We start from the raw sequence: 14,723 nt of genomic DNA on the forward strand, positions 1-14,723 counted from the left end.
CTGACAGCGGGCTACATTCAAGTCAGCCGAGAACCTGGGGGCTTGACGTGAGCAACGAACCCAACACCCGCCTGCAGGACCTGTTCGGCCTGGCCGGCTGGTCCAAGGGCGAACTCGCCAGGCTGGTCAACCGGCAGGCGGCGGCCATGGGCCACCCGCAGCTGGCGACCGACACCTCGCGGGTGCGGCGCTGGATCGACATGGGAGAGATCCCGCGCGATCCCGTACCGCGGGTGCTGGCAGCGTTGTTCACCGAGCGTCTCGGCCGTGTCGTGACCATCGAGGACCTTGGTCTGGTCCGGCACGGGCGCACGGGGAGAAGGCATGGCGGCGGGGAGCTCGACAACCCCGACCGGCTGCCGTGGGCGCCCGAGCGGACTGCTGCGGTCCTCACCGAATTCACGGGAATGGACCTCATGCTCAACCGACGCGGTTTGGTGGGCGCGGGTGCCGCGCTTGCCGCAGGATCCGCCCTCAGCGGCGCCATGCACGACTGGCTGCACACCGATCCGGCCCTCACCTCCGACGCTCCCCGCATCAACGACCCCCTGCACGCCGACCCCGCCGGGTTCGACCGCTACGAGGCCGCCCCCATCGGGTCGCAGGAGATCGAGGAACTGGAGCGTTCGGTCGAGGTGTTCCGCGCCTGGGACGCGGCCCGCGGTGGCGGGCTGCAGCGCAAGGCAGTGGTGGGCCAGCTCAACGAGGTGGGCGGCATGCTCGCCTACCACCACCCCGAACACCTCCAGCGGCGCCTGTGGGGCGTCGCCGCCAATCTCGCCGTACTCGCCGGCTGGATGTCGCACGACGTCGGCCTCGAGCCCACCGCCCAGAAGTACTTCGTCATCGCCGCACACGCGGCGCGCGAGGGCGGCGACCGCCCGCGGGCCGGCGAGGCCCTGTCCCGCGCGGCACGCCAGATGGTGCATCTCGGCAAGCCCGACGACGCACTCGACCTGATGAAACTGGCCAAGTCCGGCTCCGGCGACGAGGTGTTGCCCCGGACCCAGGCCATGCTGCACACCATCGAGGCCTGGGCGCAGGCGTCCATGGGCCGCGGCCAGGCGATGCGGCGCACCCTCGGCAAGGCCGAGGAACTCTTCGTCTCCGACCGCGGTGACGTCCCGCCGCCCAGCTGGATGCAGATGTTCGACGAGGCGGATCTGCACGGCATGCAGGCCCTGGCGTATCGCACGCTCGCCGACCACGACCCGTCCGCCGCGGCGATCGCGCAGCGGCACGCCAAGGAGGCCATCGAGCTGCGGCAGAAGGGACGCCAGCGCTCACAGATCTTCGACTACATCTCACTCGCCTCGGCCTGCTTCATCTCCGACGACCCCGAGCAGGCCGACCGGTACGCACGACTGGCGCTGGTGTCGATGGGGGAGACCTCCTCGCACCGCACCTGGGACCGGCTCCGCGAGATGTACCGCCTGACCGGGCAGTACGCCGACTTCCCGAAGATCCAGGAGCTGCGCGAGGAGATCCAACTCGCGCTGCCCAAGGGGAAGTCGAAGGCGAAGGGAGGCAGCGCCGCCCGGGCCTGACGCCCGGCTCCCGCTGCCTTCCCTAAGAGCTGACCCTGGCGACCAGTACGCAGGCGTCGTCCGCCCGCTCGCTGTCTCCGAACTCCTCCACCACGGCACGTACGCAGTCCTGCGCGCTGCCGGCCTCGGCGAAACGAGGCGCCAGGTCGAGGAGCCGGCCGATCCCGCCGTCGTCGAGATGGCGTGGAGCCAGGCCGTCGGTGTGCAGCAACACGAGGTCGCCCGGCTCGAGTTGCTCCTCGGCCTGCTCGTAGCTGCTGCCGGAGGCGGCGCCGAGCAGCACGCCCGCGGGCGGCGTCAGCTCACGGCCCACCCCGTCCCGGAACACCATCGGGGCGGGGTGCCCGGCCTGCGCCCAGGACAAGGTGCGCCTGCCCGGGTGGTACCGGCAGCACACGGCGCTGCCCAGGGCCGGCTGGGCGGATGTGTCGAGCATCTGGTTCAGCCAGCCGAGCAGCGGACCCGGGCGCACTCCGGAGAACGCCATGCCGCGCAGCGCGCCGAGCACCATGGCCATTCCGGAGGTGACGGACACTCCGTGGCCGGTCAGATCGCCGACGCTCAACAGCGTCTCGCCGTCCGGCAGTTCGAGGGCGTCGTACCAGTCGCCACCGATCAGGGTCGCGCTCGCCGAAGGGAGGTAGTGCGCCGCGAGGTCGAGGGCGCCCGAGGTGTCGACCGGGACCTGCAGGGGGCTCTGCCACGGCGGCAGTACGGCTTCCTGCAGCTCGACCGCGAGCCGGTGCTCCGCGTGTGCGGTGTGCTGCCGGCGCTGGAGCGACTCCTGTGACTCGCGTACCGCGAGCTGGGTGCGGCGCAGTTCGCTGACGTCCCGCAGCACGGCCCACATCGACGCGGTGCCGCCGCCCGCGTCGAGTACCGGCTCGCCCATCATGTGTACGGTCCGGGTGCCGCCGTCGGGTCGCGCGATGCGGAACTCGCCGTCGATGGGCCTGCCTTCGATCAGACAGTCCGTCACCATGGCGGTGAGCTGTGCCTGGTCCTCGGCGCAGACCACCGAGGGCAGTTCGTCGAGGGACAGTGCGGGGCTTCCGGGAGCGCGGCCCAGTATGTCGTAGAGCTCCGCGGACCAGGTGACCTCGTCGGTGAGGAGGTTCCACTCCGCGCTGCCGACCCGGCTCAGCAGGGACTCCTGCGGCGCGGCCGGTCCGGGGACGAGGCCGTCGGTCCGGCCGGGGTCCTTTGAGGCTTCCTCGCGGGCCGGAGCGCCGTGCCGCAGCTGGCCGAAGTGGCCGTCGATGTCGTCGAGTTGGTGCAGGGCGAGCTCGCACAGAGCGCGATACCAGCGGCCCTGCGGGTCGGTCTCGTCCTGGCCGGTGTCACGGCGCACCGCGTCGACCTCGGTGCGCAGGCGGCGCGTCTGTGTGATGAGTGCGTCGACCGTGCCGCGCTCGGGCGGCTGGGCGGCGGGGCGGTCCGCGAAGAGGGGGGACGGCATCACGTACTCCGATACTGGCGCGGCACGACCAGGGCTGATGGAAGGACCGCTTATGACTGTTGCACAGCAGGCGATGCCCCGTAAGGGATTTGGCAATACCCGATCCGGTGGTGCCGTGGTCATATGCCCTCGGCCAGTCGGTGCAGCTCCCCTGCACAGCACTCTCTGCTCGGGTCTGCATCCGGGTTTGATGGGCACTCAACTGCCTTGAGTCGGAGTGGAGTTGACGCTTCCGCCACTCAGGCGGTCGGACGGCGGCGTGGCGCCCCTGCTGCGGCGTGCTCGGGGTGTTTGAGGTGTTCGAGGGAGGGCTTTCGAACTGCCATACTCCCCGGGCCGGGAACAGGGTGGGGAGGGATGCCGTGGGGGCGTGGGCCGTGGCGGCGGGAATCGGTGGTGATGTCATCGGCATGCTCGTCGTGGTGGTGATCGGAGGCGCGTTCATCTGTGCGGGACTGCTGTGGCGCGGCAGGATCCGGCAGCCCTTCGCTCCGGGCCGTGCCTGGAGCCACGAGATCCGGCTGCGGCAGCGCCGGTTGCGACAGGCGGCGGATCTCGCGATCAGCCGGGCGCGACGGGCGGCAGGGCCCGGCGAGCCGGCCGTCGTGCGGGTGGAGGAAGTGCGCCGTGTACTCGCCGAGCACTTCGGTCTGCCGGACGTACCGCGCCAGGTGGCCGCGGAGGCGCTGCGCCGGCGCTACGAGGCCGGCGGCTGCCACGCGGACTGCGTCACGGACGCCTTCGACTGACGCCCGCACGGCGGCCGATGCCCGTACGACGGCGGGGGAGGGCGACCCGGAGGCGGGGGCGACCGGTCGACGGCCGCCGCGCGTAGACTCCCGCAGTCATGAAGGTGCTCATCTCCGTGGACATGGAAGGAATCTCGGCCGTGGTGCACGGCACCGAGACCCGTCCGGACGGCTACGACTACCAGCGCGCACGGGCGGTGATGACCGCCGAGGCCAACGCCGCGGTCGCCGGCGTCCTCGATGCCGATCCCTCGGCCGAGGTCCTGGTCGCCGACTCCCACGGCCCGTTCCGCAATCTGCTGCCCGAGGACCTCGACCGGCGAGCCCGGCTGGTTCGCGGAAAGCCCCGGCCGCTCGGCATGCTCGGCAGCCTGGACCGCGAGACGGACGCCGTCCTGTGCGTCGGCTACCACGCGCGAGCCGGGAGCGGTGCGGCCGTCCTCGCACACACCATGAACGGCGAACTGCTCGACGTACGGATCGACGGCCGGCCGCTCGGCGAGATCGGCCTCAATGCGGCCATGGCCGGGGAGTTCGCCGCCCCCGTGGTCCTGCTCGCCGGCGACGACGCGGCCTGCCGCGAGTTCTCGGAGCTGGTGCCGGACGGGACCGCGGTGGCGGTGAAAGAGGCGCTCGGCCGGACCGCGGCCGTCGCCCTGCACCCCGAAGAGGCCCGCGAGCTTCTGCGTTCGGCCGCTGCCCGGGCAGTGTCCCGGCGCGCCGAGGTCGCGCCGTTCGTGCTGCCCGGACCGCTCCGGGTCGAGGTGGACCTGGCGAGTCCCACCACGATCGACCTGGCGACCCTGGTGCCGGGCGTGGAGTCCCGTACCGGGGGACGGACCGTCGCGTTCACCGCGCAGACCTTCGCCGACGCGTACAAACTGCTGCTCCTGCTCGCCCAACTGTCCACGATCCGGCCCGTCTGACGCGAGTACGGGGACGGAGGCTGGAGCAGGGCCTCGAGCGCGGTACTCCGCGTACGGGCTTCGATGAAAACTCCTCGCGGTCACCCACGGGGTGACGTAGCGTCACGGGATGCCTGAACTGCAGCGTCTGCGTCTCGAGCACGCCCGGGAACTGCTCGCCTTCGAACGTGAGAACCGGGCCTATTTCGCCGCCTCCGTCCCCGACCGGGGTGACGCGTTCTTCGCGGAGTTCGACGACCGCCTGCGGGCGCTGCTCGCCGAACAGGACGCGGGCGTCTGCCACTTCCACGTCCTGGTCGACGAGGACAAGTCCGTCGTCGGCCGGCTCAATCTCGTCGATGTGACGGACGGTGCGGCCGAACTCGGCTATCGCATCGCGCAGCGGGCGGCCGGCCGCGGTCTGGCCACCGCCGCCGTCCGCACCGCCTGCGAGCTGGCCCGCACGGACTACGGCCTGCGCGAACTGCACGCGCAGACGACGCTGGACAACGACGGCTCGCTCGCGGTGCTCGCCCGCACCGGATTCCGGCCCGCGGGCGATCTGACGCTCGACGGCCGTCCCGGCCGACGCTTCCTGCGGGACCTCGCGGCCTGACCGCCGGCGCCGCGCGTCCCCCTGAGGCTCGCGCTTGACGTGCAGCCTGCTGGCTGCCTATCGTTTTTATGCAGCCGGCAGGCTGCACGTCGCAGATCGTGAGGGCGACCGCATGGATGCGATCTTCAAGGCACTGGCCGATCCGGCCCGGCGCAGACTCCTGGACAGTCTGAACGCCCGCAACGGCCAGAGCCTGCGCGAGTTGTGCGCCGGCCTGGACATGGCGCGCCAGTCCGTCAGCAAGCATCTGGCGGTCCTGGAGGCCGCCCGCCTGGTCACCGTCGTCCGGCGGGGCAGAGAGAAGCTGCACTATCTCGACGCCGAGCCGATCAACGCCGTCGCCGAGCGCTGGATCAGCCGCTACGACCGCGGCCGGGCCGAGACACTCGCCGATCTGAAACGAGCATTGGAGGAGGGCACTCCCATGGACAGCAGCGCGTTCGTCTACACCACCTACATCAGGACCACGCCGGAGCGCCTCTGGCAGGCGCTCACCGACCCGGCGTTCACCCGACGCTACTGGGGCCTCGAATTCGCCACGGACTGGACTCCCGGGGCCGCCATGGCCTGGCGGCAGGCCGGTGCATCGATCGAGGACCCGGCGCAGATCGTGCTGGAGTCCGACCCGTTTCGCCGCCTCGCCTACACCTGGCACACCTTCACACCCGAGTGGGCGGAGGCGGCAGGGGTGGACGAGGGGACTCTGGCGGCCATCAGGGACGAGCCGCGCTCGAAGGTGTCCTTCGACCTGGAACCGCACGACGGCATGGTCAAGTTGACCGTCGTGCACGACGGCTTCGAGCCGGGCAGCACGGTGCGCGGCATGATCGACGAAGGCTGGCCGTCCCTGCTGTCCGGCCTGAAGACGCTCCTCGAGACGGGGGAGCCGCTGCCCGAGCCCTCACCCGGCGCGAGCTGAGCCGGCCGCGCGGCGCTCAGTCGGTACGGCCGTGCAGGCGCCGGTGCAACGTCCGTACCTCGGCGGCCAGTTCCGGGACCGGGCCCTCGACGGGCAGTCCGGGTACCAGGTCACGGATCGGAAGCGTACGCACCGGCGGCGCCGGCACACCGAGCTCCGCCAGCCAACCGCCCAGCTGCTCCGAGGAGCTGGCGTAGACGATCCGGCCCAGACCCACCCAGCCGTGCGCCGTCGCGCACATCGGACAGTGCTCGGTGGAGGTGTACACGGTCGCGGCCGCGCGCTCCTCCGGGCCGAGCCGGCCCGCCGACCAGCGGGCCAGTTCGAACTCGGGGTGCCGGGTGTGATCACCGGAGCCGACCCGGTTGCGGTCCTCTGCCAGTACGGTGCCGTCCCCGGCCACCAGGACCGATCCGAACGGTTCGTCGCCCGCCTCGAGCGCCTCGGCGGCAAGCTCGACAGCGCGGCGCAGATGCCCCAGATCGACGTCGTTCAGCACGGCTTCCTCCTCGATCTTGAGTCCGATGCGAATCGTACGTCCGATACCGGGCGCGACGCCGACCGCCCAGCGGTGGGTGGCCGGATGGCCGGATGGCTGGGGTGTCAACGGCGGACTGCGGCATTCGAGTGGTCCGAGCGCCGCTGCGCAACCGGCGCGGGACGGCGGTGCCTCTCAGCGCACGTACCGCCATTCAGCGCACGTACCACCGTCCGCATCAGGAGTCGCCATGTCCACCCCCGCATACGCGTCCACGCTGCCGCTGACCGTGCCTGACCCCGCGCAGCGGCTCGAGGTCCGGATCAGCCCGCAGGACCGCAGGCGGCTCGAGCTGCATGCGGTGCTCACCGCGGCCGGAATCGCACCGCTGCCCGGCGATCTGGAGGCCATCGAGGCGCTGTCCCGGCTGGACGCCCGCGTCAACGCGGCCGTGCAGCGCTGGATCACCGGATCCCTCCTCGGCGGCTGACGAACTCGCCGGCTGCCGCCCGCCGTTGCCGCCGCTACCGCAGTACGCGCCGCAGGGCGTCCGGGGTGAGATCGCCGAGCGTCGGATATCCGTCCACGGCCATGATCAGATCGGCCTCGGCGAGCAGCGTCCGCAGGACGTGGACCACTCCGTCCGTACCGCCGAGCGCGAGCCCGTGCACATACGGCCGCCCCACGCCGACGGCAGTCGCGCCCAGCGCGAGCGCCTTGACCACATCGGCACCGCTGCGGACACCCGAGTCGAAGAGCACGGGCAGTTCGCCGGCGGCGTCGACCACCGCGGGGAGCGCGTCCAGCGCCGGCAGACCGCCGTTGGCCTGCCGTCCGCCGTGGTTGGAGCAGTAGATGCCGTCCACGCCGCCGTCCTTGGCGCGGCGGACGTCGTCCGGGTGCTGCAGCCCCTTGACGATCAGCGGCAGCTCCGTGAGGGACCGCAGCCACGGCAGATCGTCCCAGGTGAGGGGATTGCCGAAGACGCTCACCCAGCGCAGGATCGCGGCTCCCGGGTCCTCCTCCACGGGCGCGTCGAGCAGGCCACGGAACACCGGGTCCGAGAAGTAGTTGGCCAGGCAATGGCCGCGCAGCTGCGGGAAGTTGGAGGTCGCCAGGTCCCGCGGGCGCCAGCCGGTGATCCAGGTGTCGAGGGTGACCACGATGCCCCGGAATCCGGCCGCCTCGGCCCGGCGGACCAGGCTCGCGGCCAGGTCGCGGTCCGTCGGTGTGTACAGCTGGAAGAAGCCCGGTGTGTCACCGAGTTCCGGGGCCACCTGCTCCAGCGGATCCACCGACAGGGTCGAGGCGACCATGGGGGCACCGGTGCGTGCCGCGGCCCGCGCCGTCGCCAGATCGCCGTGACCGTCCTGGGCGCAGATGCCGAGGACGCCCACGGGCGCCATGAACAACGGCGAGGGCAGGTGCATCCCGAACAGGTCGACGGACAGGTCGCGTTCGACGGCGCCGACGAACATCCGGGGCACCAGGCCCCACCCGTCGAAGGCCCGCGCATTCGCGTCCTGGGTGCGCTCGTCACCGGCGCCGCCCGCCACGTAGGACCAGACCGACGGCGGCATCGCCGCCTCGGCCCGCGACGCCAGTTCGGCAGCGGTCATCGGGTACTTCGGTACGACGCCGCCGAGGCCCTCGAAGTAGATCTCGTTCTGGTAGCCGCCGAACGCCTCGCTCATCGGCAAACCGCCCCTTCCGCACCGCGGTGACGCCGCCCTGACCTCACAAGATCGAAACGTACCGTGCGGACCATCGGCCGGAACAGGTCCGGGAGGGCTCCGTATGCCGCTCGCTGCGCCGTCACCGGCGACCGGATGCCGGAATTTCCCTGTGGGGCAGGGTGGTTGGCAGGGCATGACCAACACCCCGGGCCCGCGCGCCCTCACCGACGGCGAACTCTCCGCGCTCCTCGCCGAGCAGCAGTTCGGCATCCTCGCCACGCAGAAGCGCAACGGCCGGCCGCATCTCGCCACGGTGGTGTACCGCTGGGACGCGGCCACACGGACGGTGCGCGTCTCGACGACCGCGGACCGCGCCAAGCCCAAGCAGCTGGCCCGGGACGGGAACGCGGCGATCCACGTCCAGGGCCCCGACGTCTGGACGTTCGCGGTCGCCGAGGGCGAGGCGGAGGTCTCGGCCGTGACCACGGAGCCGGGCGACGAGGTCGGACGGGAGCTGCTCGCGCTGCTGCCCGTGGACGCCAGGCCCGACGACCCGACGGAGTTCTGGGAGCAGCAGATCGCGGAGCGCCGCGTGGTGATCCGCCTGAAGGTGGACCGGCTCTACGGGACGGCGCTCGACTTCACCTCGTGAGGCCGGCCTCGCGTCCTGACACCGGCTTCGCGTCCTGAGGCAGGCAGGCGGGCGATGGGACCCGGCCAAACCCCGTGCGAGACGGCCGGGGCGGGAGCGGCCTCTGGAGCCGTGGATTCCGCCCGGATCCGTGATGCACGCGATCCGCGTGGGGCAGAGGCCGACCGTGCCGCGGAACGGCTGGTCAGCGGCGGTCGGGGTCCCGCTGCAGGATGCCGGTGCGGCGTACGGCGACGGACTTCCCGATCACGCCCCGGTACCGCTCGCGTGCGCCCGGTGACCAGGGTCGGGTGTCGGCCATATCCAGCGATGCATATGCCTCGGTCAGCGCCGCTCGATGACAATGGCCGCCGGCGAAGGGCCGTGCACGCCCGACCGGGCCGCATGCGCTGCCGTTCGCCCGTTCCGTGTCGAGCGGCACGAGGGGGTGGCCGTGCACCAGGAGTTCCTGTGCCAGGTCACCGCGTACGGCATGTGTGACGGGCGGTGGGTCGGTGTCCCGCTCGGCTCCTACCGGGCCCCTTCGCTCTCCCTCGCGCTGTGGTGGATGCGGGAGCGGGCGACCTGGATGGCGGAGCGGCTCGACCCGGTGCCGGAGCGGTGTCGTTGGCCGGAGCGTGCCCTGGTGCCGGTGGCCGACGACGTACCGGACGCACCCGGTGAACTGCGGGCCTGGCGGGACGACCGCCCGGGGCAGGACGCGGCGGGCGAGCAGCTGGCGCGCGGGCTGCTGGTCAGATTCGCCACCCGCGACGACACCACGGTCTACGAGCTGCTCGCCGAATCCGTGGATGCGCTGCGGATGCAGCGTGCGGCCCTGAACGATGTTCCGCCCCTGGGTGCGCCGGCCTGAGCTCGCGCTCGGCCGTCGCACCCAGCACGTGGCGGATCGTGGCATTCGTAGCAAGAAACGCCAGGTCAGTCCGTACTCAGCGGGTCAGGAATAGGTCGACGGGACATGCCGTTGAAGGGTGTGATTCAACCTTCAACTATCCAGGGTTGAAGATCTCGACCCGCGACTCAACCCGAGACCCGAGAGGTGAGCTCCATGCAGTTCGGCATCTTCACCGTCGGTGATGTCACCACCGACCCGACCACCGGCCGCACGCCGAGCGAGCACGAGCGGATCAAGGCCACCGTGGCCATCGCACAGAAGGCCGAGGAGGTCGGCCTGGACGTGTTCGCGACCGGTGAGCACCACAACCCGCCGTTCGTGCCGTCGTCGCCGACCACGCTGCTCGGGCACATCGCGGCCCGGACGGAGAACCTGATCCTGTCCACCTCGACCACCCTGATCACCACCAACGACCCGGTGAAGATCGCCGAGGACTACGCCTATCTGCAGCACCTGGCCGACGGCCGCGTCGACCTGATGATGGGCCGCGGCAACACCGGCCCGGTCTACCCGTGGTTCGGCAAGGACATCCGGCAGGGCATCGAGCTCGCGGTCGAGAACTACGCACTGCTCTACAAGCTGTGGCGCGAGGACGTCGTGAACTGGGCGGGCAAGCACCGCACCCCGCTCCAGTCCTTCACCTCGACCCCGCGGCCGCTCGACGGCGTGCCGCCGTTCGTCTGGCACGGCTCCATCCGCTCCCCGGAGATCGCGGAGCAGGCGGCGTACTACGGCGACGGCTTCTTCCACAACAACATCTTCTGGCCGATGTCCCACACCAAGAAGATGGTCGAGCTGTACCGCACCAAGTACGCCCAGCACGGCCACGGCACCCCCGAGCAGGCCATCGTCGGACTCGGCGGGCAGGTCTTCATGCGGAAGAACTCGCAGGACGCGGTACGCGAGTTCCGCCCGTACTTCGACAACGCCCCGGTGTACGGCCACGGCCCGTCGCTCGAGGACTTCACCACCCAGACCCCGCTCACCGTGGGATCGCCGCAGCAGGTGATCGAGCGCACGCTCGGCTTCCGTGACGCGGTCGGCGACTACCAGCGCCAGCTGTTCCTGATGGACCACGCGGGACTGCCGCTGAAGACGGTCCTCGAGCAGCTCGACATCCTCGGCGAGGAGGTCGTGCCCGTACTGCGCAAGGAGTTCGCCCGACTGCGGCCGGCCGGTGTGCCCGAGACCGCGCCGCTGCACCCCGCGTTCGCCGGCGTACGCGCCGAGCCCGTCAAGGAGGAGGTCGCATCATGACGACAGTCGTCCAGGCGCCCGTGCCCGAGGTCGCGGCAGCGCCGCAGCCGCCGATCCGGCTGGTCGCGGTGTCGGCGGGGCTGCGTGCACCTTCGTCCACCAGACTGCTCGCCGACCGGCTGGCCGAGGCCGCGCAGAGCGCGCTGGCCGGCCAGGGGCGTGACGTCGACGTGCAGGTCGTCGAGCTGCGCGAACTCGCCGTCCCGATCGCGCACCACCTGGTGGCCGGTTTCCCGCCGCCGGTGCTCGATGAGGCGCTGGAGGCGGTCACCTCGGCCGACGGTGTGATCGCGGTGACGCCGGTCTTCGCGGCCTCGTACAGCGGGCTGTTCAAGTCGTTCTTCGACCTGATCGAGCCGGATGCGCTGACCGGCAAGCCCGTCCTGATCGGTGCCACCGGTGGCACCGCCCGGCACTCGCTGGTCCTGGAGCACGCTCTGCGGCCGCTGTTCACGTATCTACGGGCCGTGGTCGCGCCGACGGCGGTCTTCGCGGCATCGGAGGACTGGGGCGGATCGGGTGACGCGCTCACCGACACGTTGCCGGGGCGGATCGAGCGGGCGGGCGAGCAGTTCGCGTGGCTGGTGGTTCACGCGGTGCGGGGCGTGAGGGATCACGCGGTTCAGGGGTAGAGGTCATCTTTGAGCCCGGCCGGAACCAGCCAGCCTGCCCGGCGTTTGAGGACAAGGCCCGTTCAGGGCCGTTGCGGTTCCAGGCATCGGCCTGGCGGCCTCGTCCTCAAACGCCGGACGGGCTGGATTTTGGCCTGGACGGCCTCGTCCTCAAACGCCGGACGGGCTGGATTTTGGCCTGGACGGCCTTGTCCTCAATCGCCGGACGGGCTGAAAGATTGGCCCTGAACGGGTTTTGTCCTCAAACGCCGGAGCGGCTTACCACCCGCCCACGGCCACGCCGTGCCACCGCGAGGAAGCAGAGGGAACGTGGACCGCGCAACCCGTACCGAGCAGCAGACGCAGCGCGTGCTGCGTCTCGTGCGAAGGGTCTTCGGCGCCGACCTGCGAGGCGTGTACCTGCACGGCTCCGCCGTGCTCCGCGGACTCAGGCCGACCAGTGACCTCGATGTGTTCGCGGTGACCGGCCGCCCTCTCCTGCCGGCGGAACGCCGCACCCTGGTCGACGAGTTGCTCACCGTGTCCGGCCCCGGAGGACCGGATGCCGCGCGCCCCGTCGAGCTCACCGTGGTCGTCGAATCCGACGTACGACCCTGGCGCCACCCGCCCGTCTGCGACTTCCAGTACGGGGAGTGGCTGCGCGAGCACTACGAACGGGGCGAGCTGCCCGTCCGCGAACCGAGCCCCGATCTCGCCCCGTTGATCACCATCGTCCTGCTCGGCGACCGGCCCCTGCACGGTCCGCGGCCCGCCGACATCCTCGATCCCGTACCGCCCGAGGACCTCACGCGGGCGATGATCGCAGCAGTACCGGACCTCCTCGCCGAACTCGAGGAGGACACCCGCAACGTCGTCCTGACCCTCGCGCGCATCCGCGCCACCCTGACGACCGGCACCATCGACTCCAAGGACGCCGCGGCCGGATGGGTGCTCCCGCGCCTGCCCGTACGCCATCGCGCCGTGCTCGCCCACGCCCGGGAGGTCTACCTGGGCGAGGCCCGTGAGGACTGGTCGGGGCTGCGCGACGAGCTGCGCCCGTTCGCCGACCATCTCGTCCGCGAGATCGAGCGCGCGGCCGCACACCGCTGAGACTCCACGGGGTGCGGCCACCGCTGCGTCAGTAGTGCACGCGCGCTCCCACCGCACGGTGGTCGGAGTAGTCGAGGTCGTTGCGGTCGCCGTCGTCCGACAACTCCTCGTCCGCCCGGTCGCCCTCGTCGAACGTCGGCACGACCACATCGGTCATCCGGGGCAGCGCACCGCCCGGCTTGCGGCCCAGGATGTAGTCGACCCGGCGGTGCGACCGGGTGATCAGCGTCCACCGGTCCGCACGGCAGGCCTCGGGGTCGTCCTGCGTGGCACAGTCCGCGTACACGGCATCGCGGAAGCCGTACTTGCCGCCGATGTCCGCGTTCGCCGCCGCGTACCAGGGGTGCCAGTCCCCGCCGGCCTGCTCGTGCGAGTTGGTGTCGCCGCCCGCCACGTACAGATCGGTGGCGCCGTGCGTCGGATCGGTGTCGTACTCGTCCTCGGTGAGCTCGTTCGACAGCTCACCGATGTTGGAGACGGTGCACTTGCTGCCGCCCTTGTTGACCGTCGGCCAGTGGAAGGACGCGGCGGTCACCGTCCTGCCGGAGACCTTGTCGCGCAGCAGCGCCTTGACGCCCTTGGTGCGTGCCTGGTCGTTGTTGACGCACTCGCTGCCGTTCCAGTTCTGGGCCTGCCACCGGTTGTCCGGGGAGGCCGACTTGAGGAGTTCCAGCCGGTCGGTGCGCCAGATCACCGCGTTGGTCTGGCGCTTCTTGTAGTTCCAGCAGTCGCCTCCGGCGCTCTCCTTGGAGGGGACCGGCGCGTTCTCCGCGAGCACCCCGGCGAACTTCTCGCCGAAGTGGGTCTCCATACGGTCGAGGAGACGGTCCAACTGCGCCTTGTTGCTGAGCTGCTGGACCAGATAGACGTCCGGCTTCAACTCCTGGGTGCGCATGTAGTACATGAGGTCGTGCCAGTCACCCGCACACAGGGGTGGCGATGTCTCGGTGGAGGTCGGCAGATTCTCCACATTGGCGTCGTAGACCTGCAGGAAGCCCGGGTCCTCGTTGGGCTTCGCCTCGGCGGCCGCTGCTTCCGCGGCTCCGGCGGTGGCATGCGCTCCGGTCAGCGCGGGCACCACGAGCGCGGCCGCGCCCACGGTGGCCAGCAGGCGCGGGAACCTGAGCCTGGGCTTGCGTGCGTTCTCGGCCGTGGAACCGTCCTCGGCCGTGAACCTGTGCTGTGACGTTCGCATGGCGCGATTCTTCCCCCGATCACCCTGAACGTCGGTGACGTGGGGCCCCCGTTCGATGCGCCCCCGCCGTGCCCGTACGCCGCAGGGCCCGGCGCGGGCACCCGAACGACGCTACGGCGTGTCCGGGGGCGGTCGGAGACATTCCGCCGAACGGCCGCCCGGGCGCACGGAGATGGACAGCCGCCGCAGTCCGGTGCCTGCCGGGGCAGTACCCGCACAGAACCGTTGACCCGCGCCACTCCGGCCTCCCTGGCGTGGCCGCGTGACGACGACCTACGAGGACCCCCTGGCCTATGCGCTCGGTCTGCAAGGTGCCGCCCTGATGCGCGCGTTCACCGGCAAGCACGACCGTGCCTTCACCCGCGCCCGGGTCGACGAGATCCGGCAGCTGCTCGACGAGCCGTCCCTGCAGGGCGCGGGCGTGGACAGCTCGCCCGAGATGCTCGCCCTCGCCCGTCGGGGAGTGCCGCGCGGCACCTTCAGGCCGGGCGCCGTGCAGGCCCTTCCCGTCGCCGACTCCTGCGTCGATCTGGTGTCCTGCTCACTCGCCCTCACCCCTGTCCCACGACTGGAGCCGGCACTGAAGTAGATGGCCCGCGTGCTGCGGCCTGGAGGGTCGGTCGCGATTGCGGACATTCATCCCGAGGTGGTGGC

General features: G+C 71.1%; 16 protein-coding genes. 12 read left to right on the top strand and 4 right to left on the bottom strand.

The window, feature by feature from the left end:
- The first annotated feature begins 47 nt into the window (after nucleotides 1–47).
- Nucleotides 48–1,547: a DNA-binding protein NsdB gene (locus tag DY218_RS33630; RefSeq protein ID WP_128559984.1), complete on the top strand. Its 1,500-nt coding sequence runs from the start codon at nucleotides 48–50 to the stop codon at nucleotides 1,545–1,547.
- 22 nt (nucleotides 1,548–1,569) lie between these two features.
- Here the strand turns inward: DY218_RS33630 and DY218_RS33635 are convergent, their stop codons facing one another.
- Entirely contained in the window at nucleotides 1,570–3,006 is a 1,437-nt protein-coding gene (locus DY218_RS33635; protein WP_128559985.1) for a PP2C family protein-serine/threonine phosphatase, read from the bottom strand.
- 362 nt (nucleotides 3,007–3,368) lie between these two features.
- Between DY218_RS33635 and DY218_RS33640 the strand changes: the two genes are divergently transcribed.
- From DY218_RS33640 to DY218_RS33655, 4 genes are all read left to right on the top strand, one after another.
- Nucleotides 3,369–3,755 (top strand): hypothetical protein, encoded by a 387-nt coding sequence (locus DY218_RS33640; protein ID WP_233522036.1) that lies wholly within the window; start codon nucleotides 3,369–3,371, stop codon nucleotides 3,753–3,755.
- A 98-nt stretch (nucleotides 3,756–3,853) separates the two neighbouring features.
- Nucleotides 3,854–4,681, top strand: coding sequence for a M55 family metallopeptidase (locus tag DY218_RS33645; RefSeq protein WP_128559986.1), 828 nt, complete (start codon nucleotides 3,854–3,856; stop codon nucleotides 4,679–4,681).
- A 109-nt stretch (nucleotides 4,682–4,790) separates the two neighbouring features.
- Nucleotides 4,791–5,276, top strand: a complete 486-nt coding sequence (locus DY218_RS33650; protein WP_128559987.1) for a GNAT family N-acetyltransferase — start codon at nucleotides 4,791–4,793, stop codon at nucleotides 5,274–5,276.
- Between the two features lie 112 nt (nucleotides 5,277–5,388).
- Nucleotides 5,389–6,195, top strand: a complete 807-nt coding sequence (locus tag DY218_RS33655) for an ArsR/SmtB family transcription factor (protein ID WP_128559988.1) — start codon at nucleotides 5,389–5,391, stop codon at nucleotides 6,193–6,195.
- A gap of 16 nt (nucleotides 6,196–6,211) precedes the next feature.
- On the opposite strand, the gene DY218_RS33660 is transcribed toward DY218_RS33655, so the two are convergent.
- Nucleotides 6,212–6,691, bottom strand: a complete 480-nt coding sequence (locus DY218_RS33660; RefSeq protein WP_407703721.1) for a nucleoside deaminase — start codon at nucleotides 6,689–6,691, stop codon at nucleotides 6,212–6,214.
- A 232-nt stretch (nucleotides 6,692–6,923) separates the two neighbouring features.
- On the opposite strand from DY218_RS33660, the gene DY218_RS33665 reads away from it, so the two are divergent.
- Nucleotides 6,924–7,163: a hypothetical protein gene (locus DY218_RS33665; protein ID WP_128559989.1), complete on the top strand. Its 240-nt coding sequence runs from the start codon at nucleotides 6,924–6,926 to the stop codon at nucleotides 7,161–7,163.
- Between the two features lie 34 nt (nucleotides 7,164–7,197).
- On the opposite strand, the gene DY218_RS33670 is transcribed toward DY218_RS33665, so the two are convergent.
- Nucleotides 7,198–8,367, bottom strand: a complete 1,170-nt coding sequence (locus tag DY218_RS33670; RefSeq protein WP_128559990.1) for an alpha-hydroxy-acid oxidizing protein — start codon at nucleotides 8,365–8,367, stop codon at nucleotides 7,198–7,200.
- A gap of 175 nt (nucleotides 8,368–8,542) precedes the next feature.
- Between DY218_RS33670 and DY218_RS33675 the strand changes: the two genes are divergently transcribed.
- The 5 genes from DY218_RS33675 (at nucleotide 8,543) to DY218_RS33695 (ending at nucleotide 12,874) form a co-directional block, all read left to right on the top strand.
- Nucleotides 8,543–9,001 (top strand): TIGR03618 family F420-dependent PPOX class oxidoreductase, encoded by a 459-nt coding sequence (locus tag DY218_RS33675; protein ID WP_128559991.1) that lies wholly within the window; start codon nucleotides 8,543–8,545, stop codon nucleotides 8,999–9,001.
- Nucleotides 9,002–9,434: 433 nt separating this feature from the next.
- Complete coding sequence (locus tag DY218_RS33680; RefSeq protein WP_128559992.1) at nucleotides 9,435–9,854, top strand: hypothetical protein; 420 nt, start codon at nucleotides 9,435–9,437, stop codon at nucleotides 9,852–9,854.
- A 195-nt stretch (nucleotides 9,855–10,049) separates the two neighbouring features.
- Nucleotides 10,050–11,153 carry an LLM class flavin-dependent oxidoreductase gene (locus DY218_RS33685; RefSeq protein ID WP_128559993.1) on the top strand — a complete coding sequence of 368 codons (1,104 nt, stop codon included), beginning with the start codon at nucleotides 10,050–10,052 and terminating at the stop codon, nucleotides 11,151–11,153.
- Nucleotides 11,150–11,785 (top strand): FMN reductase, encoded by a 636-nt coding sequence (locus tag DY218_RS33690; RefSeq protein WP_128559994.1) that lies wholly within the window; start codon nucleotides 11,150–11,152, stop codon nucleotides 11,783–11,785. The genes DY218_RS33685 and DY218_RS33690 overlap by 4 nt, the downstream gene beginning before the upstream one ends.
- 309 nt (nucleotides 11,786–12,094) lie before the next feature.
- A complete protein-coding gene (locus tag DY218_RS33695; RefSeq protein ID WP_128559995.1) occupies nucleotides 12,095–12,874 on the top strand; it encodes an aminoglycoside adenylyltransferase family protein in 780 nt (259 codons plus the stop codon).
- A gap of 28 nt (nucleotides 12,875–12,902) precedes the next feature.
- On the opposite strand, the gene DY218_RS33700 is transcribed toward DY218_RS33695, so the two are convergent.
- On the bottom strand, nucleotides 12,903–14,069 hold the full coding sequence (locus tag DY218_RS33700) for a hypothetical protein (RefSeq protein ID WP_128559996.1): 1,167 nt from the start codon (nucleotides 14,067–14,069) through the stop codon (nucleotides 12,903–12,905).
- A gap of 262 nt (nucleotides 14,070–14,331) precedes the next feature.
- On the opposite strand from DY218_RS33700, the gene DY218_RS35550 reads away from it, so the two are divergent.
- Entirely contained in the window at nucleotides 14,332–14,658 is a 327-nt protein-coding gene (locus tag DY218_RS35550) for a class I SAM-dependent methyltransferase (RefSeq protein WP_233522037.1), read from the top strand.
- Nucleotides 14,659–14,723: the final 65 nt, after the last annotated feature.

It is taken from the genome of Streptomyces triticagri (genome assembly GCF_003429565.1).
Classification (GTDB): Bacteria; Actinomycetota; Actinomycetes; order Streptomycetales; family Streptomycetaceae; genus Streptomyces; species Streptomyces triticagri.

What these genes read in the sequence shown, in the direction of transcription:
- DY218_RS33670 (WP_128559990.1), bottom strand. Translation starts at nt 8,367, where the DNA reads ATGAGCGAGGCGTTCGGCGGCTACCAGAACGAGATCTACTTCGAGGGC.
- DY218_RS33690 (WP_128559994.1), top strand. Translation starts at nt 11,150, where the DNA reads ATGACGACAGTCGTCCAGGCGCCCGTGCCCGAGGTCGCGGCAGCGCCG.
- DY218_RS33700 (WP_128559996.1), bottom strand. Translation starts at nt 14,069, where the DNA reads ATGCGAACGTCACAGCACAGGTTCACGGCCGAGGACGGTTCCACGGCC.
- DY218_RS33665 (WP_128559989.1), top strand. Translation starts at nt 6,924, where the DNA reads ATGTCCACCCCCGCATACGCGTCCACGCTGCCGCTGACCGTGCCTGAC.
- DY218_RS33685 (WP_128559993.1), top strand. Translation starts at nt 10,050, where the DNA reads ATGCAGTTCGGCATCTTCACCGTCGGTGATGTCACCACCGACCCGACC.
- DY218_RS33635 (WP_128559985.1), bottom strand. Translation starts at nt 3,006, where the DNA reads ATGCCGTCCCCCCTCTTCGCGGACCGCCCCGCCGCCCAGCCGCCCGAG.
- DY218_RS33645 (WP_128559986.1), top strand. Translation starts at nt 3,854, where the DNA reads ATGAAGGTGCTCATCTCCGTGGACATGGAAGGAATCTCGGCCGTGGTG.
- DY218_RS33655 (WP_128559988.1), top strand. Translation starts at nt 5,389, where the DNA reads ATGGATGCGATCTTCAAGGCACTGGCCGATCCGGCCCGGCGCAGACTC.
- DY218_RS33675 (WP_128559991.1), top strand. Translation starts at nt 8,543, where the DNA reads ATGACCAACACCCCGGGCCCGCGCGCCCTCACCGACGGCGAACTCTCC.
- DY218_RS33650 (WP_128559987.1), top strand. Translation starts at nt 4,791, where the DNA reads ATGCCTGAACTGCAGCGTCTGCGTCTCGAGCACGCCCGGGAACTGCTC.